Origin of the sequence: Thiocapsa sp., assembly GCF_018399035.1 — a bacterium.
In the GTDB taxonomy this organism is placed as follows: domain Bacteria; phylum Pseudomonadota; class Gammaproteobacteria; order Chromatiales; family Chromatiaceae; genus Thiocapsa.
The window spans coordinates 2,595,723-2,621,930 of sequence record NZ_CP073760.1 but is presented as its reverse complement, the minus strand read 5'-3'; the positions used below and the strand labels follow the sequence as shown (position 1 = coordinate 2,621,930).

General features: G+C 63.9%; 22 protein-coding genes. 12 read left to right on the top strand and 10 right to left on the bottom strand.

Going from position 1 to position 26,208, the window contains the following annotated elements:
- The first annotated feature begins 135 nt into the window (after window positions 1-135).
- The 6 genes from KFB96_RS11835 to KFB96_RS11810 all read left to right on the top strand — a co-directional run bounded on the left by KFB96_RS11835 (window position 136) and on the right by KFB96_RS11810 (window position 6,171).
- A complete protein-coding gene (locus KFB96_RS11835; protein ID WP_213461568.1) occupies window positions 136-651 on the top strand; it encodes a hypothetical protein in 516 nt (171 codons plus the stop codon).
- 94 nt (window positions 652-745) lie between these two features.
- Complete coding sequence (locus KFB96_RS11830) at window positions 746-1,234, top strand: hypothetical protein (protein WP_213461566.1); 489 nt, start codon at window positions 746-748, stop codon at window positions 1,232-1,234.
- 14 nt (window positions 1,235-1,248) lie between these two features.
- Window positions 1,249-2,070: a hypothetical protein gene (locus tag KFB96_RS11825; RefSeq protein WP_213461564.1), complete on the top strand. Its 822-nt coding sequence runs from the start codon at window positions 1,249-1,251 to the stop codon at window positions 2,068-2,070.
- Window positions 2,071-2,519: 449 nt separating this feature from the next.
- Window positions 2,520-5,489, top strand: coding sequence for an NEW3 domain-containing protein (locus KFB96_RS11820; RefSeq protein WP_213461562.1), 2,970 nt, complete (start codon window positions 2,520-2,522; stop codon window positions 5,487-5,489).
- A gap of 123 nt (window positions 5,490-5,612) precedes the next feature.
- Window positions 5,613-5,891 (top strand): BrnT family toxin, encoded by a 279-nt coding sequence (locus KFB96_RS11815; RefSeq protein ID WP_213461560.1) that lies wholly within the window; start codon window positions 5,613-5,615, stop codon window positions 5,889-5,891.
- Window positions 5,848-6,171, top strand: coding sequence for a BrnA antitoxin family protein (locus KFB96_RS11810; RefSeq protein ID WP_213461558.1), 324 nt, complete (start codon window positions 5,848-5,850; stop codon window positions 6,169-6,171). Before KFB96_RS11815 ends, KFB96_RS11810 begins: the two co-directional genes overlap by 44 nt.
- 192 nt (window positions 6,172-6,363) lie before the next feature.
- Here KFB96_RS11810 and yhbY read toward each other — a convergent pair whose 3' ends face one another.
- Complete coding sequence (gene yhbY, locus KFB96_RS11805) at window positions 6,364-6,666, bottom strand: ribosome assembly RNA-binding protein YhbY (RefSeq protein WP_213461556.1); 303 nt, start codon at window positions 6,664-6,666, stop codon at window positions 6,364-6,366.
- Between the two features lie 483 nt (window positions 6,667-7,149).
- On the opposite strand from yhbY, the gene aroA reads away from it, so the two are divergent.
- From aroA to ihfB, 4 genes are all read left to right on the top strand, one after another.
- A complete protein-coding gene (gene aroA, locus KFB96_RS11800) occupies window positions 7,150-8,481 on the top strand; it encodes a 3-phosphoshikimate 1-carboxyvinyltransferase (RefSeq protein WP_213461554.1) in 1,332 nt (443 codons plus the stop codon).
- A 4-nt stretch (window positions 8,482-8,485) separates the two neighbouring features.
- On the top strand, window positions 8,486-9,157 hold the full coding sequence (cmk, locus tag KFB96_RS11795) for a (d)CMP kinase (RefSeq protein ID WP_213461552.1): 672 nt from the start codon (window positions 8,486-8,488) through the stop codon (window positions 9,155-9,157).
- Between the two features lie 138 nt (window positions 9,158-9,295).
- Window positions 9,296-10,975 carry a 30S ribosomal protein S1 gene (rpsA, locus tag KFB96_RS11790; RefSeq protein ID WP_213461551.1) on the top strand — a complete coding sequence of 560 codons (1,680 nt, stop codon included), beginning with the start codon at window positions 9,296-9,298 and terminating at the stop codon, window positions 10,973-10,975.
- A gap of 88 nt (window positions 10,976-11,063) precedes the next feature.
- Complete coding sequence (ihfB, locus tag KFB96_RS11785; RefSeq protein ID WP_213461549.1) at window positions 11,064-11,408, top strand: integration host factor subunit beta; 345 nt, start codon at window positions 11,064-11,066, stop codon at window positions 11,406-11,408.
- A gap of 680 nt (window positions 11,409-12,088) precedes the next feature.
- Here ihfB and KFB96_RS11780 read toward each other — a convergent pair.
- The 5 genes from KFB96_RS11780 to putP all read right to left on the bottom strand — a co-directional run bounded on the left by KFB96_RS11780 (window position 12,089) and on the right by putP (window position 19,987).
- Complete coding sequence (locus tag KFB96_RS11780; RefSeq protein ID WP_213461547.1) at window positions 12,089-14,836, bottom strand: response regulator; 2,748 nt, start codon at window positions 14,834-14,836, stop codon at window positions 12,089-12,091.
- Window positions 14,837-14,989: 153 nt separating this feature from the next.
- Entirely contained in the window at window positions 14,990-15,883 is an 894-nt protein-coding gene (locus KFB96_RS11775) for a transporter substrate-binding domain-containing protein (RefSeq protein WP_213461546.1), read from the bottom strand.
- A gap of 269 nt (window positions 15,884-16,152) precedes the next feature.
- Entirely contained in the window at window positions 16,153-17,604 is a 1,452-nt protein-coding gene (phoR, locus tag KFB96_RS11770) for a phosphate regulon sensor histidine kinase PhoR (protein WP_213461544.1), read from the bottom strand.
- 5 nt (window positions 17,605-17,609) lie between these two features.
- Entirely contained in the window at window positions 17,610-18,296 is a 687-nt protein-coding gene (gene phoB / locus KFB96_RS11765) for a phosphate regulon transcriptional regulator PhoB (protein WP_213461542.1), read from the bottom strand.
- Window positions 18,297-18,484: 188 nt separating this feature from the next.
- A complete protein-coding gene (gene putP, locus KFB96_RS11760; RefSeq protein WP_213461540.1) occupies window positions 18,485-19,987 on the bottom strand; it encodes a sodium/proline symporter PutP in 1,503 nt (500 codons plus the stop codon).
- A gap of 108 nt (window positions 19,988-20,095) precedes the next feature.
- Between putP and KFB96_RS11755 the strand changes: the two genes are divergently transcribed.
- Window positions 20,096-20,662, top strand: a complete 567-nt coding sequence (locus KFB96_RS11755; protein ID WP_213461538.1) for an NUDIX hydrolase — start codon at window positions 20,096-20,098, stop codon at window positions 20,660-20,662.
- Window positions 20,663-20,981: 319 nt separating this feature from the next.
- Here KFB96_RS11755 and KFB96_RS11750 read toward each other — a convergent pair whose 3' ends face one another.
- The 4 genes from KFB96_RS11750 to KFB96_RS11735 all read right to left on the bottom strand — a co-directional run bounded on the left by KFB96_RS11750 (window position 20,982) and on the right by KFB96_RS11735 (window position 25,301).
- Window positions 20,982-21,812: a metal ABC transporter permease gene (locus tag KFB96_RS11750; protein ID WP_213461536.1), complete on the bottom strand. Its 831-nt coding sequence runs from the start codon at window positions 21,810-21,812 to the stop codon at window positions 20,982-20,984.
- Window positions 21,809-22,408 (bottom strand): ABC transporter ATP-binding protein, encoded by a 600-nt coding sequence (locus tag KFB96_RS11745; RefSeq protein ID WP_300971610.1) that lies wholly within the window; start codon window positions 22,406-22,408, stop codon window positions 21,809-21,811. Before KFB96_RS11745 ends, KFB96_RS11750 begins: the two co-directional genes overlap by 4 nt.
- A complete protein-coding gene (locus KFB96_RS11740; protein ID WP_213461534.1) occupies window positions 22,405-23,310 on the bottom strand; it encodes a metal ABC transporter substrate-binding protein in 906 nt (301 codons plus the stop codon). Before KFB96_RS11740 ends, KFB96_RS11745 begins: the two co-directional genes overlap by 4 nt.
- Window positions 23,311-23,630: 320 nt before the next feature.
- Window positions 23,631-25,301 carry a TonB-dependent receptor gene (locus KFB96_RS11735; RefSeq protein ID WP_213461532.1) on the bottom strand — a complete coding sequence of 557 codons (1,671 nt, stop codon included), beginning with the start codon at window positions 25,299-25,301 and terminating at the stop codon, window positions 23,631-23,633.
- Between the two features lie 469 nt (window positions 25,302-25,770).
- Here KFB96_RS11735 and dksA point away from each other — a divergent pair, with 469 nt between their 5' ends.
- Complete coding sequence (gene dksA / locus KFB96_RS11730) at window positions 25,771-26,196, top strand: RNA polymerase-binding protein DksA (RefSeq protein ID WP_213461529.1); 426 nt, start codon at window positions 25,771-25,773, stop codon at window positions 26,194-26,196.
- Window positions 26,197-26,208 lie beyond the last annotated feature (12 nt).

Genomic DNA, 26,208 nt, shown 5'->3' with positions numbered 1-26,208 from the left:
TCAAGCCCGGGAGGGTCTCCGGACTATCGAGTTCGCCCAGGGACGGTCGCGAGTCCGACCGGACAGGCCTCGCCGATCCGCCGTTACGAGTATCAACAGCACGCACAGAACAGGGTGAATGAGATGAGAAGCAACATGACGATGAAACTGACGGCATTGGCGGCGGCGATGGGATTGGTGGTGAGCTCGGGGGCGTTTGCCGGTGATGATGATGCAACGCAGACGTTCGATTATCAGGTCGATGAAGTTGCGGTTATCGCGCTGACCGGTACTGCGCCAAGCCTGTCTATTGCCAATGCAGACGTAGCTGCAGGTGACACAGTTTTGTTTTCTGCCGTTTCATCGGGCAATAGTTGGGCCGTCACGTCGAATGCTGGGGCGGATGCTAAGAAGCTCGTCGCCGAGCTTAGCGCTGCTATGACCTCTGGCGTTAGCTTAATCGTAAATGTTGCTGCACCGGAAGGAGGTACGGCTGTAGAGGCGGTGCTGTCTGCGATCAACACGCAAGCTAACGTCGTGACCTTAATCGATTCAGTCGGGCAATCTGGCATGCTCATTACGTACCAACTCCAGGCCACGCTTGCCGCAGGTGAGGTCGGCATAGTGTCTGACAACACGGTTATTTACACGATTCTTGATACAGCTGGTTAGTCGAACGAAGTCAGTCTTGTTTTGATTTCGGATCGTAAAAGATATCGTGTGGCGGATTAGCCACCGCCCCACGATGCTGGGTTGGAAGAATCTCATGCCGAACTCGCACCGGATTTTGCGTAGCCTCGCCGTTTACCTTTGCGTCGCGGTACTGGTTCTCGCGACTTTTGTTGCACATGGCAGCCGAATTAGTCTTGTAGGCTCTTGGTCGCAACCGATTGGATCGAGCCTGCTGACCGGCGGGCCGGGAACTGGTATCCGCTCGCCGATCGAAAGTGATCCGGTTCAGGCAACGATCAGTATTAGCGATACGGATCAAGCAGCATGGTGTGTGAAAGTCCGGCAGGTTTCGGCTGATATGCCAACCGATGTCTTGCTTGCCGTGAAGCGCACTACAGACGGGGTTGGTCAAGGAAGTATCCTTGGTGGCCAAAACTATCTTGTCATCGGTGAGACAGAGCAGATCTTGTTCGAGGGCATCGGTGATCGGTCTGAAATCGGGCTTCAATACAAGCTGGAGGGCGTCACTATTCTCCAAGGCCAAGGTCGGCACGGTAGCACGCTCCTCTATCGGGTGGAATAAATAGGTCCGCAGCTATGTTCGATCACAAAGATTTATTCGCGATTGCCCTTATCCTGCTTGGGGTGTCGTCGGCAGGTTTGCTTCATGCCGGGATTATCTTCGAAGGCTCGATGACACAAGAGAAGACCGCGCAGCCGGGAGAACGATATCGCGGAACGTTTGTCCTCCGAAATACCGAATCGTCGCCGGCGGAAGCTAAACTTTTTCAGACGGATTATACCTTTTCAGCTGATGGCAATAACGAATTCGGAGAGCGAGGGAAATCGCAGCGTTCTAATGCAAATTGGGTTAGCCTGAGTCGCGAGTTAGTGAGCATTCCGGCGAATGGTATCGAGCGAATCGACTATGAGGTGACCGTGCCCACGGGCCAGGGCGCCGGTTTCTCCGGGACCTACTGGAGCCTCATCATGGTAGAGCTAATCGATAAAGCGTCTCGAGAGTCAGCGCAGGAACGCCCGGAAGGAGCGGCGCAGATCAATCAGATTACACGCTACGGCGTTCAGGTCGTCACTCACATCGGGAGAGCTGGGTCTGTCGGGCTGAGCTTCGCCAATCCACAGATCATCAAGAAAGAGGAGAACCGGCTCTTCGCTATTGATGTCGAGAATTCTGGACAGCGATGGTTGATTCCGAGTTTGTCGCTTGAGCTTTACAGTCAAGAAGGCAGCGCAATGGGCAAATTTCAAGGACCAGCGACACGCTTGTACCCAGGAACATCGGCGCGTTTCGAGATGGATCTCGGTCAGGTTCCCAACGGCAAATACCTCGGCCTCGTCGTCGCCGACGGCACCGGCGACAACCTCTTCGGCGCCAACGTCGAATTGGATATCGAATAACCTCCTTGGGCCGGGTTGAGCGCCCGCTGAGCGGGCGCTCAACCCGGCCCAAGCACGCGTCACCCTCTCCCGGCGGTCGGGATCAGACCAGGGACGCCGCCATGGACAGGCGCGGGTCGACCCCTTCCCGGCGCCCTCCGTGCGGGAGGAACTACACGGGGCGAGCGACGCGTTTCATCGCGGAGCCATGAAGCGGCGCCGACTCGCAACGGATCATCACAACAACCCGCGATCACTTGACCAAACCTCAAGGGTCGCACAGCTCGGTCAAGGGTGACGCACGACACTGGATCCTCTCGCCACCGGTCCGGCCACTGCACGGATCGGTACGCCGCTCGCCCTCGGGGCGGCTGCGGTGACAGGGTTCGTGCGCAAGGCCGATATGCCGGTGAGCCTTCGAGTGCTCAGCGGTCGAGACTGTCGACGCCCGCGACCCGGAGGTTTTCCGGATGTCCCGGCCCGACGGCCGCAATCGCACAGACACAGCATCGCATCGCGCGGCATGGCGCGGCGGGCGCGGTGCGTGGTGGATCGAGCGGCTGCTTCCGGGTCTCGCACTCCTCTCCTGGATCCTTCTCGCACTTCTCCTGACGCCCTCGCCGGTCTTCGCCCAAGCCCGCGGCGTCGATGTCCGTGCGATGGACGCGCGTGTCTTTACCGTCGACCCGCGCGAGGTCGTCACCGTCGTCTTTCAGGTCACCAACCGCACCGGTGCCGCGGCCGACCTGGAGGGTCGTCTGTCGATGCCGGCAGGCTGGCGCGCCATCACCCCCGAATTCCCCTTTACGCTACCGCCCGGCGGCACCGTCATGCGCCTGGTCAGCTTCTTCGTGCCCGAGAGCACGGCGGCGGGCGAGTACCGCGTGAGCTATCAGGTCGGCATCCGCGGTCGCCCCGGCGCCTTGGGCGGCTCGACCTTGAACGTGCGGGTGCGGCCCGTCTTCAAGCTCCAGGTCGACATCCTTGAGCTGCCGACCATCGCCATCGCCAACGAGCCTTACACCGCGGTCTTCCAGATCGTCAACTCGAGCAATACCGCGCTGACGGTGGGCTACGGCGCGCAGAGCAGCCGCGAGTCCAAGATCGAGCCTGCGGTCGGCACCTTGACGCTGGCGCCGGGCGAGTCGCAGCCGATCGAGATGAGCGTTCGCCCGCCTGCCATCACCGAGCCGACGCGGGACGAAATCAGCCTGACCGCGACCGCGGCTGTGGGGGATCAGGGCGAGACCCTTACGGATACCGCCAAGCGCAGTGTGGAGACCCTGCCGCGCGTGACCGGCAAGGAGGCGGCGCCGCACAGCATCAAGACCTTGTTTACGCGCCGCGTCGGCGGAAGCTGGAGCGGCCGGGACGACGGCGAGAACGGCTCGGGTGTGCAGCTCGAATGGTCCGGCAGCGGGTCCATCGACGGCACGCAAGAGCGCATCCTGAGCTTTCTGCTGCGCTGGCCCGGGTTGGAGGACGACACCATCTTCGGTCAGGAGAATTGGTTCTATGTCGATTATCGCGGGCGCAATTTCGATCTGACCCTCGGCGATGCCACCTATGGTCTCTCGCCGCTGACCGATCCCGGGATCAGCGGACGCGGGATGCGTTTTGCGTGGCGCGGCGAAGGGATCGAGCTCTCCGCCTATCATGTCGGCTCGTTCGACTTCGGCGACGACGACAGCTTTTACCAGGGGCATCAAACCGGACTCGGGCTGCTTTACACGTTGCGCCCGACCTGGATCCTGGGTCTGAGCTATCTCGACCAAACCGATAACGAGAACGGACACAGCCAGATCCTGGGCGTGCGGCAGCAGGTCGCTCTGGGCGCCGAGACGGCCCTGGATGTCGAGGTCGCCGGCAGCGCCGGGGATGTCGGAAACGGCATGGCCTTCTCGGGCAATCTGATCAATCTGGGCACGCCCTGGCGCTATCGTCTCACCCTGTTGTATGCCTCGCCGGACTATGCCGGCTATGTCCAGAATCAGGATCGTGCCTATCTGGATATCGACTATGTGCCGCTTGAGAAGCCCTGGAGCCTGCGGGCCTGGTATCACTATGATCGAGATCACCAGACGGCACGTGAGTTGGCCGAGTACGACCAAGCGGATTGGTGGTCCTTGGATCCGGACGATTGGGATTGGTACGGTCCGGACAGCATCGAGCACGAGGCCGGCATCCGGCTCAACTGGCGCACGGCCGACGAGACGCGTTATTCGGTGGAGCTGCGGCGTCGCCAGCGCAGCGATCTGAACCCGGCGCCGACCTTCGACGAGGTGGAGAACAGCATTCGATTCGGCTACGGCAAGAGCTTCAAGGATCTCAATCTGAGCCTGAACACCAGCATCGAGCTGGGCGAGGAATACGATCGGGTTACCGGCGAGCGTTCCGCGACGCAGGCGTTTCGCGGGTCGCTCTCCTGGCGCCCGACGAGGCGCCTGAATCTGGGCGGCTATCTCTCTTTGGAGAACGAGGCCGCGGCCACCTTCGATCAAGCACCGCGGTTCACGGGCGGGGCGAGTGTGAACTATGCCGTCAGCCCCAAGTCGACCCTGAGCCTGAATGTGCAGGGTCAGCAATACAATGATCAGAACAGCGTGATCGCCGGCGTCTCCTATCGCTATCAGCGCGAGAACGGGGATCTGCTCACGGTGCAGGCGCGCCACGGCTCGCGCTATGCCGAGCTGTACGACAACGGCATGAACATGGAGAACAGCATCATGCTGTCCTACATGGTGCCGATCGCGGTGCCGACCGTGCCCCGGCGGGATGTGGCGACCGTGCGCGGGCGTGCATTCGATCAAGAGACGGGTGCCGGGTTGTCCAACGTGGTGCTGAAACTGGATCGCTTGGTGGCGATCACGGACGAGAACGGCTATTTCATGTTCCCGTCGGTCAAGCTGGGCGTCTACGACCTGACGCTCGCGGGCGGCAGCCTTCCGGTCGGGATGATCCCGACGCTGGAGATGCCGCGTCCGGTGGATCTCTATTTCGATGCGGGTGCGTCGATCGATGTGCCCTTCATCCGCGGCGCGACCATCGCCGGCAAGGTCCAGCTCTACGAGCCGGACGCCAGCCTGCTGCCGTCGCAGACCTTTGTGCGCGTCGGGCAGGGGGCCAAAGCCCCGCCGCCGCCGACGTCCGAAGAGCTGAAACCCTCCCGCGGCTTGGGCGGCATCCTGGTCGAGGTGCGCAGCGGCGATCAGGTCTATCGTCGTCTCACCAACGGCAACGGCGAGTTCCGCTTCGCCGGCCTGCAACCGGGTACCTGGACCGTGACCATCGACCCCGCCAAGCTGCCCGAGAACGCCACGATCGAGGAGACCGGCTACACGCTGGAGGCCGAACCCAGCGCCGATCAAACACTCGAATTCAGGGTCGAGCTGAAGATCCGCACCATGCGGATGCTCGCGCCTTTGAAGGTGAAGGGGTAAGTCGCGTCCAGAGCGACATGCGTCATTTTCACTTTGCGTTTGGCTTTGGAGCCGGGCCACCCGACATCCGGCGCCACCGTCGGCGCATCGTTGTCAGCGGTTGCTGGGGTTCAATCTCAGGCCATGGCCACCTGGGACGAGTCCAAGCGCATTTCCGATCTGCAGCGGCACCGTCTGGATCTCGCCGATTGCGAGCGCGTCTTCGATCATCCGACCCTGGCCGCCGAGGATACCCGAGCCGACTATGGCGAGCCGCGCATGAACCTGCTGGGCTGGCTCGACGGTTGCGTCGTCCATATGACCTATACCGAACGCAATGGAGAGCTGCGCGTCATCTCCTTACGGAGGGCAACGAAACATGAAACCAGAATCTATCTCGATGCGGTTTCCGGAAAGCGATGAGGAGCGTCGCGCTTTGATCGATGCGGCGCCGGATTCGGCGTCCGATCCCGAGAGCGCCTACGACCCGAGCGACCCGGCGGCGGTCGAGTCTTTTTGGCGCGGCGCCGTCGTTCAACCTCCAAGGAGGCGCCAGCCCCAGACGATGGATGTGCGAGAGCAAAGCCAGCCGGTTACCTTGCGCCTGTCGCGCGAGGTGCTTGAGTACTTTCACGCCGGCGAGCAGGGATGGGAACGCCGTATCGACCGTGCGTTGCAGGACTATGTCGAAGAACACCGCTAGGAGCCTGTCCGACTCCAGACACACCAGCCCGCGCCAAGGGCATCGGACCGAAACCCGGCAACGCGGTGGTTTGGAGGATGGGTTTCGCTGACGCTCTACCCATCCTACACGTTCAGTGGGGGCCGTAGGGGCGTTTGGGTGCGTGTCCGGGCGAGCGAGCGCGAACGCCACCGAGCCCCGCGAGGGGATGCCTCAGAGGTTCGGAAGCAGGATCGGATCGCGCTTTTCGGGGTTGGCGCGGTAGAAGGACGCCACGTGACCGATGCGTCCGACCAGGACGGCGTCGGTGCGCTCGCCGATCAGCGCGATTGCGGCGTCGCGCTCTTCGCGATCGCCGGCATTGACCTTGACCTTCAGCAGCTCGTGGTGGCTCAAGGCCAGCGCGATCTCGGCGAGCACGGCCTCCGTGAGCCCGTGCTGCCCGAGCGTGACGACGGGTTTCAGGTGGTGTGATTGCTTCTTCAGCCAGCGTTTTTGTTTTTCGGTAATCGACATGATGGTCCTGATGACGGAAATGAATGCCTTTCGACGGCGGCGGCCGGCCTCCCGGCTCGCCGGCGGAATGCTACACCGTGGGCATGCCTGAGGCGATTTCATGTCTGAAGCGGCTTGCTGCAACCCGGGTCGAAACCCTGTAGTGAGCGATTCAAAAACAACCGAAACACGTAGGATGGGTAGAGCGCAGCGAAACCCATCCTCCAAACCGCCGTGTTGCCGGGTTACGGTCCGATGCCCTTGGCGCGGGCTGGATGGGTTTCGCTGACGCTCTACCCATCCTACGCTGAAACAAGATGTTGTCCTTGTTGCCGAGGTCTCCTTAGTGCAGCACGGCAGTCATGTGTCGAGAAGGATCTCGGATGGTCTCGGACTCTCTGAACCGTTGCACTCGGTTCACGGATTCTGCAGTTTACCGACTCCGCCTGCAGGACTAACATAGTGGGCTTTTCAGCGTCCGGGCGCAGTCGCGCGGGAGAGCACTTGGCACAGCCTTCGGATACCCGCTACCTGGTCTCGTCGGGCGGCACTTTGCGTGGGCGCCTGCGCGTCCCCGGCGACAAGTCGATCTCGCATCGCTCGATCATGCTGGCCGCGATCGCTGAGGGTGAGACCCGCATCAGCGGGTTCCTCGAGGGCGCGGATGCCTTGGCGACCTTGAACGCCTTCCGGCGGATGGGCGTGCGGATCGACGGGCCCGACGGCGGCGAGGTGCGCGTGCATGGCGTCGGGATGCGGGGCCTTCAGGCCCCCGACGGTCCGCTCGACATGGGCAATTCGGGCACCTCGATGCGCTTGCTCTCGGGTCTCTTGGCCGGGCAGGCGTTTCCGGTGACCCTGGTGGGGGATACCTCTCTGTCCAAGCGCCCGATGCGGCGCGTGACCGAGCCTTTGGCACGGATGGGTGCACGGATCGGCACGACCGAGGGCGGTACGGCGCCGCTGGATCTGACGCCGGTTGCGCATCTGACGGGGCTCGATTATGTGATGCCCGTGGCCAGTGCGCAGGTGAAGTCGAGCCTCTTGCTGGCGGGCCTCTATGCCGAGGGCGAGACCTGCGTGACCGAGCCTGCACCGACGCGCGATCACACCGAGCGCATGCTCACGGCCTTCGGCTACTCGGTTCGGCGTCAAGCGGCGAAGGTCTGTCTGACCGGCGGCGGACGGCTGACCGGCTGTCGGTTGACGGTACCCGCCGACATCTCTTCGGCGGCCTTCTTTCTCGTCGGCGCCAGTATCGCGCCGGGCTCCGATCTCATCCTGGAAGGCGTGGGGATCAATCCGACACGGGTCGGCGTCATCAACATCCTGCGCGCCATGGGCGGGGACATCGAGCTGATCGACCGGCGCACGGCCGGCGGCGAGCCGGTGGCGGACATTCGGGTGCGTCATGCGCGTCTGCGCGGGATCCGCATCCCGGTCGATCAGGTGCCGCTGGCGATCGACGAGCTGCCGGTCCTCTTCATCGCCGCGGCCTGCGCCGAGGGCGAGACCATCCTCACCGGCGCCGAGGAGCTGCGGGTGAAGGAGAGCGATCGCATCCAGGTGATGGCCGACGGTCTGGCCAAGCTCGGGGTGTGCGCCGAGCCGCTGCCGGACGGGATGCGCATCCACGGCGGGGCGCTCGGCGCGACGGGTGCGCCCGCGATCGACGCCCACGGCGACCACCGAATCGCCATGTCCTTTGCCATCGCGGCCTTGCGCGCAAGCGGTCCGGTCGCGATCCGGGACTGCGCCAACGTCGAGACCTCTTTCCCGGGATTCGTCGAGTTGGCTGGAGCCGCCGGCTTGAGCATCCAAGCGACGCGGGGCTGACGCGATGCCGGTCCCGGTCATCACCATCGACGGTCCGTCCGGAACGGGCAAGGGGACGATCGCCGAGCTGTTGTCGGACCGACTTGGCTGGCGTTGTCTGGACAGCGGCGCGCTTTATCGCGTGCTCGGTCTCGCTGCGGAGCGCCGCGGGGTTGCGCTCGACGATGCCGAGGCCGTCGCCGAGGTCGCGGCCGACCTGCCGGTCGCCTTCGTCTCGGGCCGGGTGCTCCTGGAGGACGAGGACGTGAGCGAGGCGATCCGCACCGAGCAGGCGGGGATGGCCGCCTCGCGGGTCGCCGTGCATCCGCCGGTGCGCGATGCCTTGCTGCAGCGCCAACGCGCCATGGCATGCCCGCCGGGCCTGGTCGCCGACGGGCGCGACATGGGCACGGTCGTCTTCCCGCTGGCCTCGGTGAAGATCTTTCTCGACGCCGGCGCCGAGGTGCGTGCGGATCGCCGGTATAAACAGTTGAAAGGAAAGGGATTGGATGCTAACCTCCCCGACCTTGTAGACGACATCCGGGCGCGCGACGCGCGTGATCGCGGTCGCAGCGTGGCGCCATTGTGCGCCGCGGAGGATGCGGTGATCGTGGATTCCACCGCGATGTCCATCGAAGAAGTGCTCGATCGGGTCCTGAAAGAGGTGAGGCGCGTCTTTCCGGAACTGGTCCTCTAGGAAATCGTCAGTCCGTCCAGCGGGACCCCTGTCGATCCGGTCGGGTCGGTGCCGAATGCGCCGACCTTTTCATCTCATTCATACCCCTCGTCCCGGATGGGACGGGTCAGCGCGCCGTTCTCAGGATACTTTCATCTTATGACCGAAAGCTTTGCCGAACTCTTTGAACAAAGTCTGAGCACTACCCAGCTGCAGCCGGGCACCATCGTCATCGGAACCGTGATCGAGATCACCTCCGACAACGTTGTGATCAATGCCGGGCTCAAGTCCGAGGGCGTGATCCCCAGAATCCAATTCATCGGCCCGGATGGCCAGCTCGAGGTCGCGATCGGCGACGAGGTCGAGGTTGCCCTGGAGGCGGTCGAGGACGGCTTCGGCGTGACCCGTCTCTCGCGCGAGAAGGCAAAGCGGTTCGCCGCATGGGATCATCTGGAGAAGGCGTTCGAGGCTGCCGATACCGTCAAGGGCATGATCAACGGCAAGGTCAAGGGCGGCTTCACCGTCGACCTGGGCACCGTTCGCGCCTTCCTGCCGGGTTCCTTGGTGGATGTGCGCCCCGTGCGCGACACCACCTACCTCGAAGGCAAGGAGCAGGAATTCAAGGTCATCAAGCTCGACCGCAAGCGCAATAATGTCGTCGTCTCCCGCCGCGCCGTGGTGGAAGAGGAATACAGCGCCGAGCGCGATACCCTGCTGAAGAACCTCGAAGAGGGCATGGAGGTCAAGGGTATCGTCAAGAACCTGACCGACTACGGTGCCTTCCTGGATCTGGGCGGCATCGACGGCCTGCTGCACATCACGGATATGGCTTGGCGTCGCGTCAAGCATCCCTCCGAGGTGGTCGAGATCGGCGACGAGGTCACCGTGAAGGTGCTCAAGTTCGACCGCGAGCGTCAGCGTGTCTCGTTGGGCCTCAAGCAGATGGGCGAGGATCCCTGGGTCAACATCTCGCGCCGCTACCCCGAGAGCACCCGCGTTTTCGGCAAGGTCACCAACATCGCCGACTACGGTTGCTTCGTCGAGATCGAAGAGGGTGTCGAGGGCCTGGTCCACGTCTCCGAGATGGATTGGACCAACAAGAACATCCACCCGAGCAAGGTCGTGGCACTCGGCGACGAGGTCGAGGTCATGGTGCTGGATATCGACGAGGAGCGTCGCCGCATCTCGCTCGGCATCAAGCAGTGCGCCATGAACCCCTGGGACGAGTTCGCGGTCACCCACAAGAAGGGCGATCACGTCTCCGGCAAGATCAAGTCCATCACGGACTTCGGTATCTTCATCGGTCTGGACGGCGGCATCGACGGTCTGGTGCATCTGTCCGACATCTCCTGGGACGAGGCCGGCGAGCAGGCCCTGCGTCGCTACAAGAAGGGCGACGAGCTGGAAACCGTCGTGCTCTCGGTCGATCCGGAGCGCGAGCGCATCTCGCTGGGTGTGAAGCAGTTGGATAAGGATCCCTTCTCCAGCTTCGTCGCACTGCACGAGAAGGGCAGCGTCGTCACCGGCGTCATCCTGGATGTCGACCCCAAGGGTGCGACCATCGCGCTGGCGGACGGTGTGGAAGGCTATCTGCGTGCCTCCGAGATCTCGCGCGACCGCATCGAGGATGCACGTGCCGTTCTGAAGGCGGGCGAGGCGATCGAGGCCAAGTTCCTGGGCGTCGATCGCAAGAACCGCACCCTTTCGCTCTCCATGAAGGCGAAGGATGTCGAGGAAGAGCAGGCGGCCATCAAGGGCTACTCGCGCGATCCATCCACGGCGACGACCCTCGGCGATCTCCTCAAAGAGCAGATGGAAGAGGCGCAGCGCGGGGGCTGATACACCCCTTCGCGATGTCTCTCGTGTGATGTCTCTTTAGGCGGGGCCCGTATTGCGGGCCCCTTCTCCTTTTCCAGGAGTCGACACCATGACCAAATCCGAGCTGATCGACGTTCTGGCGGCGGCGCAAGACCACCTTCCCTACAAAGACGTGGAGGAGGCGGTACGCAAGACCCTCGATCGTATGAGCACCGCGCTTGCCACCGGCGAGCGGATCGAAATCCGAGGTTTCGGAAGCTTTTCGTTGCACTACCGGCCGCCCCGGATCGGGCGTAACCCGAAGACCGGCGACTCGGTCGCCTTGGCCGGGAAGCATGTCCCCCATTTCAAGCCCGGCAAGGAGCTCCGGGACCGCGTCAACCAAGCGTTTCAAGACGAGCAGGACAGGCAGGAAGAAGAAGAGCATATCCCGCTCGTCGCCGCCTCTCGCTGATCCTGTTCACATCGGGCATCGCGTTCCGCGGTGCCCTCTCGGTTCCGCACCTCCCGCCCTATGAACGCCATGCTCGACGCGCGTGACTGTAGGGGCGAACTAATTCGCCTGGGGAGCCTAAGCGACGATTCAGAGGCAAGGTGAGCACCTTGATGAACCGGTAGGATGGGTAGAGCCTCAGCGAAACCCATCCTCCAAACCGCCGCGTTGCCGGGTTTCGGTCCGATGCCCTCGGAGCGGGCTGGATGGGTTTCGCTTCGCTCTACCCATCCTACATGTTTCGGTTGTTTTTGAATCGTCTCACCCCTCACCCCTCACCCCTCTCTCCTCACCCCTCTCTCCTCAGCGCCGACGGTTGGTTGTGCCTCGCACGGCTCGGCACAACCTACGGTCCTACCGGCATCGCCGTTACCGGGAGAAGTGGCCGAAGGCCCTATTCGTTGTCGTCATCGACCATCGATACAACGACAACGACAACGACAACGACAACGACAACGACAAATTTTGCGACGGTTTGCTCAAGACTTGCGGCGTAAGGGACTCAATCGCATCCGGAGCGGCATAATAGGTAGGTTGGGCAAAGCGCAGCGTGCCCAACCCGCGCCGGCATCACCGGGATCTGTTGGGCACGCTGCGCTTTGCCCAACCTACGGCCCTCCTCACTTCTCTCTCCTCACTCCTCACTCCTCACTTCTCTCCTCAGCCGCAGCGGCGAGACGCTCGAGCAGGTCGAGCAATTCGAGCCGGTCGATCGGCTTGGTGAGATAACCGTCGACACCGCAAGCCAATGCGGCCGCGCGTTCCTCCGAGAGCGCGGCGGCCGTCAGGGCGTGGATCGGGATGCGTGCCGCCGTCGGGTCCGCGCACTCGCGCTCGCGGATCAGCCGGGTCGCCTCCAAACCACCCATCACCGGCATCTGCATGTCCATCAGAACGAGATCGAAGGTGTCGCGCTCGACCTGCTCCAGCGCCTCTCGGCCGTTGTTGGCCAGGGTCACCTCATGGCCCCACTTGCCGAGAAGTCGGATCATGAGCTTCTGATTGACCAGATTGTCCTCGGCCAGCAGGATCTTCAGAGGCTTTGTGGCCGGCCGCGGTGAAGGCGCTTGCGGCGGGGCCTCGGGCGTCCTATCCCGCGTGCGCTCGCCCAAGGCGTTTTGCACGGCTTTCAGCAGCTCGTCGTCGGCGACGGGCTTGGCGAGGAGGGCCTCTATACCCAAGTCTCTGCAGCGCTCGGTATGGCCGGGTATGACGCCCGAGGAGAGCATGATCGTTTTCGGATATTGCGTGCGCGGGATCCGCTTGAGCGCAGAGACGACCGCAAAACCGTCGAGATCGGGCATCTCGTAGTCGACCAAGAGCAGATCGAACGCCCTGGTGTCCGGGTCGCCGATGATGGCGAGACACACGGTGCCGCTGCGTGCCTCGGTCACCTCCATGCCCCACTGCACGAGCATGCGGCAGAGAATCCGGCGATTCACGGCGTTGTCGTCGACCAGCAAGACGCGCTTTCCGCTCAGCTCGTGCGCTTGCTGCGCCCCGAAGTCACCGACACCGACGCCGAGCGGCAGGGTGACATGGAAGGTGCTGCCCTTGCCGAGTGTGCTCTCGACCCAGATGCGCCCACCCATCAAGGCGGCCAGCCGATTGGAGATCGTCAGACCCAGACCGGTGCCGCCGAAACGACGCGTGATCGAGCCGTCCTCCTGCGAGAATGCATCGAAGATGCGCGCCTGGTTCTCCGCGGAGATGCCGATCCCGGTATCGCGAACGGCGAAATGGACCTCCACCAGGTCGTCCGCGATCGGTCGCGCATCCACGTGCAGAGCGACCTCGCCCTGCGCGGTAAATTTGATCGCGTTGTTCAGCAGATTGACGAGGATCTGGCGCAGGCGGCCCGGGTCGCCGATCAAACGGCGCGGGACGCCCGGCGCGAGCTCGCTGAGGAGCTCCAGCGGTTTCTCCCGTGCCTTCACCCGCAAGGAGCGCATGATCTCGGTGACGAGGGCATGGAGGTCGAGGTCGATCGACTCGACCGCCAGCTTACCGGCCTCGATCTTGGAGAAATCGAGGATATCGTTGATGATGGTCAGGAGGCCGTCGGCCGATGACTTGACGACGACGAGACAGTCGCGTTGCTCGTCGGTCAGGGATGTCTCCAGGGCCAAGTCGGTCATCCCGATGATGCCGTTCATCGGGGTTCGGATCTCGTGGCTCATGGCCGCCAGAAACTCGGATTTCGCGCGGCTGGCGTCCTCGGCGCGCGCGACGCTGGTCTTCAGAGATTCCGCCATCTCTTCGAGCCGGCGGGTTTTGTCGAGCAGATCCTGCTCCAATGCTTCGCGGCGCGCGATCTCCTCGGAGAGTCGTTCGTTCTGGTGCTCGAGGCGGTCGCGCAGACGATCCGATCGGGCATACTTCTCCTCGAATAGAAGCGCCCGCAACCGCATGCGATCGAAGGCGACCGCAGCAAACAGCAGCACGAAGGGAAAGGCACCCAAGCTGTAGAGAAAGAGCCTTGAGGTGAGGTGGCCGTAGACGGAGGTTTCCGTCATCAAGGTGAGCAGCGATAAGGGCGTACCCGCGACCGGGCTGCGCACCGCCAGCCACCCCTCGAGATCCCCCCGACGGTCCCCCCGACGGTCCCCTCGACGGCCACCCCGGCGATCCGATCGGCGATCCGGACCAGCACCGATCGGCAGCAGGGTGTCTTCGGGCAGGAGCGCAAGCGCCTGCGCCATATCGGCATCGATCCCGATCTCTGATCCGGGCGGCGCGATCACCAAGCCGTTCGGTCCGACGAGAAGCTCCTGGTAGCGTGCCGAGGAGGTCTCTTCGTCCCCGCTCGCGATCAGCAGCCAGGCGAATTGATCGAGACTGCCGACGGTGACGACGACGCCTTTGTACATCCCTTTGTGGACGACCGGGGCGCTTGCGACGAAGCGATGGGTGTCTTCGTCGATCGAGATCGTGGGTTCATGCTCGAATCCGTCCGGGAGATCGACGGGTGGCGCCTCGGGTTGCAGGTCGACGAGCGCCGTCCCCTGCTCGTCTCGGTAGAGGATCCGTTGGTAGAGGGGTGATCCGCGCAGGGTCTTCTGCTCGTGATGTCGGCGAAAACGCTGCTCGATGGCATCGAGCGTGGTGTTCAATCCGTACTGCAGCGACATGCCCAAGGCGAGATTGATCAGGTAGGCCTCGATCTCATGGCTTTCGGCGAGGTCGATGGCGCTGTAGCGGCGCTCGGCGGTGAAGTCGGCGACAGCGATTGCACGGCGTTGGTTGTCCGCAACCAACCGGGCGTCCGCGGCGGAGCGCAGCAGGTCTTGCGCAGTGAAGACATTCCAAAGCAGGACAAGGGTGTAGACGCAGAAGATGACCGCTAGAAGGAGCGGCCAGCGCGGGGTGAGTCGACCTAGCAACGCCATCTTGGCGAGGATCGCTCGAGGTCTGCGCGGTTGCGCGAGGGGGTCTGTCGAGCGCTGAAGCCGCCGTCGCGCAGCATTGCAGATTCACCCCGCTCGGATGGGGCTTGCGGTTCTCGACGCGATCGGGCGTGGGGCGCTCCGAGGACGCCCTGGTCAGGAGTCGCGCTCGAAGAATGCCGGAAAGTAGCGGCGGATCCCCGGATAGTAGGTGTCGACCAAGCGATCGTAGGTGCCATCGGCCTTGATTCTCGCGAGGTAATCGTCGAAGGCATCACGCAGAGCGGGTGCACTCTTCGGAAAAGCGGCGGCAAGATCCTGATGTTCCGAGATCGGCCCGATGATCTTGATGGCCCCGGCCCATTTCTTCAGATCGAGAATGGCATCCGGGACGTCCAATAGGGTCAGCTCGGCCTCTTCGTTGAGCAGCGCCGGGACCATCTCGTTGAGGTTCGAGCTCTTGGTATAGGACTTGAGATCGAGCCCGGCACCGGTCAGGCCATAGTTGGCCGGGTCGAGACAGGTTTGCTCCATCACCAGGAGGCTTCTGGATCCGATCATGTCCTTGGTTTGAAGAATATCACGGGAGAGGTCGTTGCTACCCGGAATCGGGGAGAGCTCGGATTCCGAGCGGGCCACCAGGAGCACTTGAGACGGAAAGGTGGGCTGTGAATACAGCAGCACCTGCTCGCGCCAGGGGAGCACGGTAAACCCGGCCGCGATCATGTCCCCGCGGACCGGGTAGTCGCCTTCGAGGGTGACCTCAGAGCCGTTGCGCACGACCTCCTTGCCCAACAGATCGCGGATGACGTTGTAGAAATTCGTGTCGACGAGGACGTAGTCGACCCCGAGATCCTGCGCAAAGCCCTTCACCAATTCAACGTCGAAACCGTCACCTGAGCCGGTGACGAAGTTGGCATATTTGATGCCGAGATGACGCAATTCGCCGCGCTCCCGGATCTCGTCCAGATCGGCGCACCACGCCGCCGAGGACAGTCCGGCGAGGACCAAGGCAAAGCCGAGGGCGAGACCTTTGCTCGAGTCGTTCATCAGCGAAGCCTCCGGGGGCTGTTTCGAGCGGCTTTAGGCGATTTCCGGGAATGATCATCCCGGCCGTGCGTGTTGCCAATGCTTACCGGGCGACTAAAGTCGCCCCTACATGTTGGTCGATGCTTTCCCGGAAATCACCTTAAACCGCGCCCGGCGCGGTTTAAACCGCGCCCAGTGCGGTATGCGATGTTTTTGGATGGGGTCGGCCCCGGCGGATTTCAGAACCGCTGGAGCCGGCGCGGTTTAGATCCTACGCTCGCGCGCGAGCATCAACAAGCGGCCGAGCGTTCACCTCTGTCCAGGTGCGGGCATGCCGTATCCGACACCGAGGTGGCTCGGGCCTCGGCCGTCGGATGGGGCAATGCGCGAGACGCGGTGTCGTGCTCGGCCTCCTCTCGAAGGATCCCCCGAGCGCGCGGGAAGACGCACGAAAAGGTCGAGCCCCGATCGATCTGGCTTGCGATCAGCAGGCGCGCATCGTGCCGGTTCATGATGTGCTTGGCGATGGCGAGACCCAGCCCGGTGCCTCCGGATTCGCGCGATCGCGCCTTGTCGATCCGATAAAAGCGTTCCGTCAACCTCGGCAGATGCTCGGGCTCGATGCCGGGTCCGTCGTCTTCGACGCGCAGCTCCAGGCTGTCGCTCCATGCCGACCAGCAGACACGGATCTCGGTGCCGTCGGGCGTGTGTTTGACCGCGTTGAAGACGAGATTGGAGAAGGCGCTGCGCAGCTCGGGCGCACTGCCGAGCAAGAGCAGATTCTCGTCGATATCGGTCGAGAAGGCGTGCCGGCCGTTGCTCAGTGCATGCGCCTCTTGCAGGATCAGATGCAGCTCGTCCGGGACATCGACACACTCCTGTATCTCCGGGTGCTCGTGCATCTCCAGGCGCGAGAGTGTCAGCAGGTCTTCGATGATGAGGCGCATGCGCTCGGCCTGATTGTGCATCAGGGTCAAGGGGCGACGATGATTCGGCGGCGTCGCCGGGGCGTCGATCAGGCTCTCGAGGAAGCCGGCGATGACGGTCAAGGGCGTGCGCAGCTCATGCGAGGCGTTGGCGACGAAGTCGCGCCGAATCATGTTCAGGTGATAGATCTTGGTGATGTCGCGTGCGACCACGAGCCGCTGGCGCTTGCGCTCGCCGAACGGGGTGATGCGCAACGACAGCATCAGGGCGCGGTTGTGCTCCGGGGCGAGATCCATCGGCCGCAAGGATTCGCCGGTCTCCACGAACTCCTTGAGATCCGGATGGGTCAGGATCTCGAACAGCGGCCGCCCGTCGTCCTCGGGCCAGTGCACGTTCATCAAGGCGGCCGCGGCGGGGTTCGCCCAATCCACCCGATGCAGTTTGTCGAGGATGACCAGACCGTCCGGGACCGCGTTGGCCGCCTCGCGAAACCGACGGGTAAAGCGGATCTGGCGCTTGCGGCCCTTGCGCCCGCGTTGCTGATACTGCGCAATGCTGCGATAGATCTCGCCCCAGAGTCCGCGCGGAAAGGGCGGGATCAGCCGGTGGTGACGCCGGATCAGCAGCGCGAGACGCACGAGCAGGTAGAGCTGGCGCAGCAGATAGGCGGCGAGGAGCGGTGTTCCGACCCAAGCCCATTGGGGTGCGATCAGCCAGGGCGCGATGCACAGAACGACCGTGGCCGCGAACAGCCACACCTCGAACGACAGGGCGTGACGCCAGGACTCTCCCCGCGGGTGTGGCTTGCCGGCCAATCGGGTCAGGTCTTGTCCGAGAAGCGATAGCCCACACCGCGCACGGTCTGGAGCAGTCGGTCATGGCCGGACGTCTCGAGCGCCTTGCGCAGGCGGCGGACATGCACGTCGACCGTGCGTTCCTCCACATAGACCTGGTCGCCCCAGACCTGATCGAGCAGCTGCGAGCGGCTGAAGGCGCGATCGGCGTGGGTCATGAAGAAATGCAGGAGGCGGTATTCGGTCGGGGCGATGTCGACGGGGCGCCCCTCGGCGGTCACGCGATGGCTGATGTTGTCGATCCGCAGACCGCCGACGTCGATCTCGTCCGCCGGCTCGTCGGTTTTGGCGCGACGCAGGACCGCCTTCACGCGAGCGACCATCTCGCGCGGCGAGAAGGGCTTGGCGATGTAGTCGTCCGCCCCGGTATCGAGACCCTTGATCCGGTCTTCCTCCTCGCCGCGGGCGCTGACCATGATGATGGGTACGGCGCGGCTTTTCGGATTCTGCTTGAGCTGTTGGGCCAGCTCGAGACCGGAGCGTCCCGGCAGCATCCAGTCGAGCAGGATGAGGTCGGGGCTCTCGTTGGTCAGGAGTTTGCGCGCTTCGTCCGCATGGGATGCCTCGATCACGCGATATTCGGCGTTTTCGAGTGCGAACCGCATGACCTCGCGAATATCCGGTTCATCGTCGACGACAAGAATGGTGGTCATGGTGTTGTGAGCCGCGTCCGCAGTGATCTGTGATGTTTCAAGTGGGTTTCGGCTTCGCTCTTAAACCCGGTCACGTCGCTGATCGGACCGGTCGGGTGGACAAGCGCAGCTCAGTCCACCAGCGGCGGGTCGGGTTGTGACCCGGCGAGTGGGGTTGACGCGCATTCTATTGACGATTGATGACGGCTCTATGACGACGTCGCCTTCAGCTCGGCTTCGACCTTGGTGAAGCGCGCGGCGAGCCCCTCGTGTTTCTTCGTGTCCGCGCGACTGGCCAAGACGATCGCCAGTGTCGCGAAGAGGATGCCCGGCACGATCTCGTAGAGGTCGAACAGTCCGCCTTGGAGCTGTCGCCATCCCAAGACCGTCAAGCCGCCGACCAGGATCCCGGCGAGCGCGCCGAGCCCGGTCATGCGCGGCCAATACAGCGAGAGGACCAGTGCCGGGCCGAAGGCCGCACCGAATCCGGCCCAAGCGTAGGCGACCAGATCGAGCACCATGGCATCCGGGTCGAGCGCCAGCCAGAAGGCGGCGACCGAGATCACGACGACCGTGATCCGCCCGACCGCGACCAGCTCGCGCGCCCCGGCCTTGCGCCGCAGCAGGGTGCGATAGAGGTCCTCGGTGAAGGTGGACGAGGAGACCAACAACTGCGAGTCGGCGGTGCTCATGATCGCGGCCAGGATGGCGGCGAGGAGCAGGCCCGCGATCAAGGGATGAAACAGCAGATCGACGAGCAGGATAAAGACGGTCTCGCGCGCCTCGGGCGCGAGCGGCTGCTCGATGATCAGGATGCCCGCAAGACCGGTCAAGGTCGCGCCCGCAAGCGTGACCGCGACCCAGGTGACCGCAATCCAGCGGGCCATCGGGACCTTTCGGGGCGAGGCGATGGCCTGGAATCGCGCGAGGATGTGCGGCTGACCGAAATATCCCAGGCCCCAGGCCGCCAGTGAGAGGATGCCGATGAGGCCCAGCGCGCTGCCGTCCGCTCTGGTGAAGGGATCCAGCAGGTTCGGGTTGGCGGCCTCGATCACCTCCAGCGCCAACCTGGTATCTCCGATCTGCGACAAGGCCACCAAGGGCACGGCGACCAAGGCCACCGCCATCAGGATGCCTTGCAGGACATCGGTCCAGGAGACGGCCAGAAACCCACCGACCGCGGTGTAAACCATGATGGACAGGACACCGATCGCCACGGCCCACACGTAAGGCAACCCGAAGACCGATTGGAAGAGCTTGCCCCCGGCCACCAAGCCGGCGCTGGTATAGAGCAGAAAGAACAGCAGGATGAACAGGGCGGCGATGCCGCGCAGCCAGCCGGCCCGGTCATCGAATCGGTTGGCGAAATATTCCGGAAGGGTCAGGGCGTTGCCGTACGACATGCTGAAGACCCGCAGGCGGGCCGCGACCAGGCGCCAGTTCGCCCAAGTGCCGAGCAAGAGGCCGCCGGCGAGCCAGATCGACTCCAAGCCGGCGGCGTAGGCGAATCCGGGCAGACCGAGCAGCAGCCAGCCGCTCATGTCCGAGGCGCCGGCGCTCAATGCCGCCACCCCGCTGCCGAGCCGCCGACCGCCGAGGATGAAGTCCGACAGATCCCGGGTGCGCCGATAGGCATACCACCCGATCATCCAGACCACGGCGAAGTAGACGGCGAAGGTGAACGCGAGGATGAGCGGATTCTGGGTCGACATGCGGGGTCCCTGCGGTTGGCCGATTCGCCTTGTCGGATCGGTCTCGGAGCGTTAGTTTAGGGTTTGGCGGCGGTCGTTTCCAAATTGACCAGATTCGAGGAATCTCCCATGACCGAAGCACGGATCCTGAAACGCGAGCCGATTTTCCAAGGACGGGTGATCGACGTCGCCCTCGAGACTGTCGCTATGCCCTCAGGGCATGAGGTGCAGCTCGAGATCATCCGCCATCCCGGCGGGGCTGCAACGGTCGCCTTGGACGAGCAGGACCGCGTCTGTCTGCTGCGCCAGTTTCGACACGCGGCGGACGGCTGGCTGTGGGAGCTTCCGGCCGGAAAGATCGATCCGGGCGAGACGCCGCGCGACACGGCGACCCGCGAGTTGGCCGAAGAAGCCGGCCTGAGCGCGGAGGACTGGACCGATCTCGGGCCGATGCACAGCTCGCCGGGGGTCTTCACCGAGGTGATTCACCTCTGGATGGCCCGCGGACTGACCCGCCAGCCGCTCGCGCATGAGCAGGACGAGCTGATCGAGGTCCATTGGCTGCCTTTGGCGCAGGCCCTGGATTGGTGCAACGACGGCGAGATCACGGACGCCAAGACGCTGGTCGGTCTCTATCGTGCGCACGGCATGATCAAGAGCGCACTCGAAATGCTCTCCGAGGACGCGGGCTGCTAAACCGCGCCCAGCGCGGTATGCGATGTTCTTGGGTGGGATCGGCCCCGGCAGACTTGACGACCGTTGGACCTGGCGCGGTTTAGGATATTAAAAAACATATAATTTTAGGCGATTTTCGAGAGTTGGCATCGCGTCTGCGCATGCCGGGACGACCCGTGAGGACTGTAGGGGCGACTTTAGTCGCCCGGTAAGCATTGGCAACACGCACGGCCGGGATGATCATTCCCGGAAATCGCCTTAAATCGTGTCCCCGCTAAGGGTTGTGGATGCACCAAACGTCGAGCTCATTCGAGCTTGAGCATCTCGCGCTGGACGCGTTTCAACGCCCTTGCCGCGGGCGCACTAGACCTATTCGGCCGATCAGACCTTGCCCCGCCTCGACCGTCGCGGCCAGACTGATCAGAACTGCCACCAGCACCGGACCGAAGGGCTGATCCAGCGCCAGTGCCGCGAGGTAGGCCAGGAGATAGCCGCAAGCGCCGATCAAACCGCAGATCGCCAGCGTCCAGTTCCAGCCGGGGGCAATGCGAAAGGCGATCCAGGCCGGCGCCAAGACGAGTGCGAAGGCGCCCATGAGACCGACGGTCGCGGTGCCGATCGCCATCGCCAGCGCGGTTAAAAGGTCGAAGCTCAGGTGCCAGCGGCGTGCCGGCAGGCGGTTCGCGGTTTCGTCGTGCGGAAAGAAACGCGCGCGCATCAGTCGGGGCACGAGTCGGGGCAGGGCGCCTGCGGCGAGCCCGGCGAGCGCGAGTGCGGCGATCAACTCCAGTGCCCCGGCAAAATAGAGCTGACCGTCGACGAGCGCATGTCCGAGTGTCGCGCCGAGACTGGTGTTGGCCGCGATCAAAAAGAGCGCCGACCATCCGAACAGGATCATGAATCCGTAGGCGAGATTGCCGCGCGCCTCGGTCAATGATTTGACCGCGCCGCCGGCCAGCGCGCCGAGCGGTGCGCCGAGCACCGCGGGCAGACCGACGGCGAGTCCCAGCAGTGCGCTCGCGGCGGCCAGGTGCGCCAGTCCGAGTGCGGCCAGCCATTCATCGCGCAGCAGGAGCAAGGCCCCGATCAGGGGCAAGACCAGCGCAATGGCCATCCCGGTGAGCAGCGGCAGTCGAAACAAGGGATCCAGAAAGAGATCGAGCGCGCTCATGGGATCTCGATCATCCGCGAGCAGGCATCCTCGAGAAAACGCCGCTCGTGGCTGACGACCAGCACGCCCCGGTCCGCTCGGGGTTGCGCTCCGCTCGCGTCGCGCCGGGCGAGTCGGCTCGGTGTCAGCATCTCGATCAGCAGGGCCTCCCGCGCGGGGTCGAGGTTGTTGGTGGGCTCGTCGAGCAGGATCAGGTCGGCCCGACCGGCGATGGCGGCCCAGACGCACAGGAGCTGATACTGACCGCCGCTCAGGCGGTCGATGCGCCGTCGCAAGACCGACTGGATGGCCGTGGGCATGTCATGCAGGGATGCGCCGGCAAAGCGCAACAGCTCGTGCCCGGTCACCGGCATGCTCGGCAGGCGGACGGGCTGCTGCGCCTGATAGGCGATGAGCAGGCCTGGCATCCGAAGGATGCGTCCGGCCAGCCGGTCGGCGCGGTCGGCAATGGCGTTGAGCAGCGTGGATTTGCCGCATCCGTTCGCACCCCATAGACCCACGACCTCGCCGGGGGCGACGTCGAACGAGACAGGCCCGACCACGGGCCGACCATAGCCGGCCACGAGACCCTCCACGCGCAGCAGCGGCCCGCTCACCGCGCTTGGGACAGGGTGTCTACCCAGAGGTCGATGTGGTCGAGATAACCGCTCCCGTCGGCGCCGATCGGCGGGTCGAGCGCGAGACGGCGGGCTTCCCATCCCAAGCCCTTGGCCAGGCGTTCCGGTGCCTGCGCCGACATGTAAGGGGCATAGACGATCACCCCCGATCGACCCTGCAGACGCTCGGACAGGGCCTTGATCTGGTGGGCCGTCGGCGGTACGCCCGGGATCTCCTCGATGGTGCCGAGCAAAGGCACCCCGAAGCGATCGAGCAGATAGAGCGCATCCCGATGATAGAGGACCACGCCGGGTACGCCCGCCAGCCGGGCCTGCCACGCGTCCAGGCGTTGCTGCGTCGCGGCGGCGAAGGACCGCGCATTGGCCCGATAGATCTCGGCGCCTGCAGGATCGAGCAAGGCCATGCGCTCGCCCAGCGCGGCGGCGACGATCGCCATCCGCACCGGATCCATGTTGACGTGCGGGTTGCCGACCGGATGGACATCGCCGAGCGCGCGGTCCGCCGGCGAGCCGACTTCCAATAGATCGACCTGGGCCGCGGCCTCGAAATAGCCGGGCTGGCCGGGCAAGATCCGCGGATTCGCGGCGCTGGCGATCGCCACCGGCAGCCAGCCGACCTCGAGCTCCGCGCCCACGGCGACGACCAGATCCGCATCGCGCAGCGCGCGAATCATGGTCGGCTTGGCTTGGAGCATGTGCAGATCGCGATCGGGGGAGGCCAGCACCCTGATCTGCGCGCGCCCGGCACCGACCGTGCGAGCCAATGCACCCATACCCGAGCTGGTCGCCACGACATCCAGCTCGGCGGCCTGCGCCGACCCGAAGGCGAGCAGACCCCCGAGCAGCGCCCCGATCACCGAAACAACAACACCTTTGATCATGATGACTCCTGCATCAAACACGTGCCTCGCACGGCTCGGCACTGACGATAGGCGCTGTAGGGCGAAATAATTTCCCCTACAGTGACACGCCGGAAAACACCTTTGGAACGATTAAAAACAACCAAACCGCCGCGTTGCCGGGTTTCGGTCCGATGCGCTTGGTGCGGGCTGGATGGGTTTCGCTGTCGCTCCATCCATCCTACGGTCACCGATACATCCTGAAATCGCGTCGGCTCCGGGATCGCGGATCGATGAGGCGCCCGATCCCGAGTGCACCCGTTGCCTGTCCCCGCGAGACGCGATTTCAGAAGGGCGCGATTTCAGAAGGCGTGCGCCCCGTGCGAGCCCATGCTGACCAGGAACTGAAGGTAGAAGGCATCGAACCGCTCGCGCTCGCCCGGCGCCTGCAGGATGTCGTTGTGCGCATACTGGGCGCGCAGTCGCGAGAACTCCGTGAGGTTCCAGGTGACGTCGAAGGTCCAGCGATCCGACGAGCCGAAGCTCGCGTCCTTGCCGCCGCTGACCTCGTTGGTCATCCCGAGCACGTCGTAGCGCAGGCCGGTCGTCCATTTCGGGGCGAATCCGTAGATCGCCTGCGCATAGAGGCCGTCCGTGGTAAAGGTGCGGCGTGAGCCGACGACCTCCGGATGGGCACTCGAGGTGATCCTCATGTCCTTGATCGAGCGAAGATACTCGCTCTGAAATTTGAAGTTCTTGTGTCCGTAGGCGCCGTCGCCGTCGTATTTGTAGACCAGGTCGACACCCCACAGCTGTGCGTCGCCGGCGAGGCCGTTGCGGTGGATCTCGATCTCGTGATGGTCGTCATGCCCCTCGTCATGCTCCTCGTCATGGTTACCTTGGTGCGCATGGGTGTGCTCATGGACGGCTTGATGCTGGTTGTTGTTCGCGTAGGACAACCCGAGCTGAAGCGCATGATTGACCCCGATCTCGGGTGCGACCTTGGCGAATGCGGTCCAGAGTCGCGGGCCGTCGTTGGTGTCGCCGAGCTCCAGCGCCGCGCGGTCGTCGTCGCCCAAGGTCGCGCCGAAGATCTCTTGGTTGCCTTGCAGGCCCTCGACGCCGAGCAGGGTATAGACCGGCAGCTTCGGGAGCCAGGTGAGCTGTAGTCCGGTGTCCTGAAGCCCGTGCGGGCCAAGCAGATTGAGGTAGGGCAGGTTCTGATCGACGAAGTCCCACTGATGGGGATGCTGCCGATTGATGTAGCCGAAGTCGCTGAGGAACTTGCCGCCTTTCACGCGCAGTCCGGCCGGGAGGCTGCGGGTCTGAAAATAGCCCTCTTCCAGCTCCACCGTGCCGTCCCCGTCGATCGCGATGAACAGCGAGGCATCGAAATAGGGGTCGACGGTGGCCGAGAAGGCGATCTCGGCCTCGCGGAAGTTGAAGCCGTTCTCGGTGAGGCCGTGCACATGGCCGCCATGGCTGTCGTCGTGGTTGTCGTGGTCGTGGCTGTGCGGCGCTCCGCGCGAGGGTTGGAATGCCTCTCCGACCACTGTCGCACCCTCCCCGTCGATCCCGTCGTGGTAATAGTTGCCGTCGAGGAAGACCGAGATCTGCGGGTTGAATGCCGTGCCCGAGGTCAGTGCGCCGAGGCCCGTCTTGCCCGGCTCCGGGCTCGCGGGGGGCGTGACGCGCGGCGCGGTCATCGGTCGGGACTCGGTCGAGGCGACAGCGGCAGCCTGCTCCGCGCGCACCGCAGCCGCCTCCGAGCGCGTTGCGGCCCGGGATGCGTCACGCTCGGCCTTCGCGAGGCGGGACTCGAGATCCTGAATCCGGCGCTCGTACTGGGATTTCATCTGATCGACCATCGCCCGGAGCTCAGCGATCTCGGTTTCCGTCGCGGGGAACGCGGCCATCGGCGTCAGCAAGGCGACAGCGCAAGCGAGCCGGACCGGAACACGCGACTTGAGCCGGCGCGGGACCGGAATTTCAGCTGCCGACGGGTTTCGTGAACAAATGTTATAACGTTTCATCAGTGATAGGCGCTCGTTGTGCTCGAAGGTTAAACCGCGCCCAACGCGGTATGCGATGGTTCTGGATGGGATCGGGCCCGGAAGACTTGACGGTCGCTGGACCCGGCGCGGTTTAAGATATTAAAAAATATATGATTTAAACCGCGTTCCCGCTAAGGGCCGTGGATGCCGGACCCTTTCGTCTCCGATAGACTTGCCGAAGGCTACCCGAATACGCGATGCTCCGCCGACGTCACCTGGATTGCCGGTGGTCTGAACGGCTGAGGCCAAGGACGGTTCGCGGTGCATGCATCGGGCGGCATGCCGCAAGACCTGCGGCGGTCCGGTCGCGAGCACGGCGTTGCATCGGGGCCGAGGCGTTGCGTGGTCCGGGTGCCGACAGCATGTTCGGGTGAGCCTGCTCAAGAAGGTACTGAAGTCGTGTTATGTTATTGCATATTCGATCTGCGTCAAAGTGAGGGGGTGTCCGATGGCTGAGGATCCAGGATCCGACTATTCTCCCGGTCCCGATGAGGAGTACATGAACGAGCGCCAGCTGGCCTATTTTCGCGCCAAGCTGCTCGCTTGGCGGGTCGAGCTTCTGGAAGAGGCCCAGGGAACGCTCGACGGGCTGCGCGACAGCGCCCATCAAGAGGTCGGCGACGATGTGGATCGTGCCACCCGCGAGGCGGATCAGGCGCTCGAGCTGAGGACCCGCGACCGGTGTCGCAAGCTGGTCCACAAGATCGACCAGGCACTGGTGCGGATCGAGGACGGAAGCTACGGCTACTGCGAGGAGACCGGCGAGCCGATCGGTCTGGCACGCCTGGAAGCGCGTCCGGTCGCGACCCTTTCGGTCGAGGCGCAGGAACGGCGCGAGATCAAGGAGCGCCAGCAGTTGAGCGGTGCCATGTGAGGCCGGTCCCGC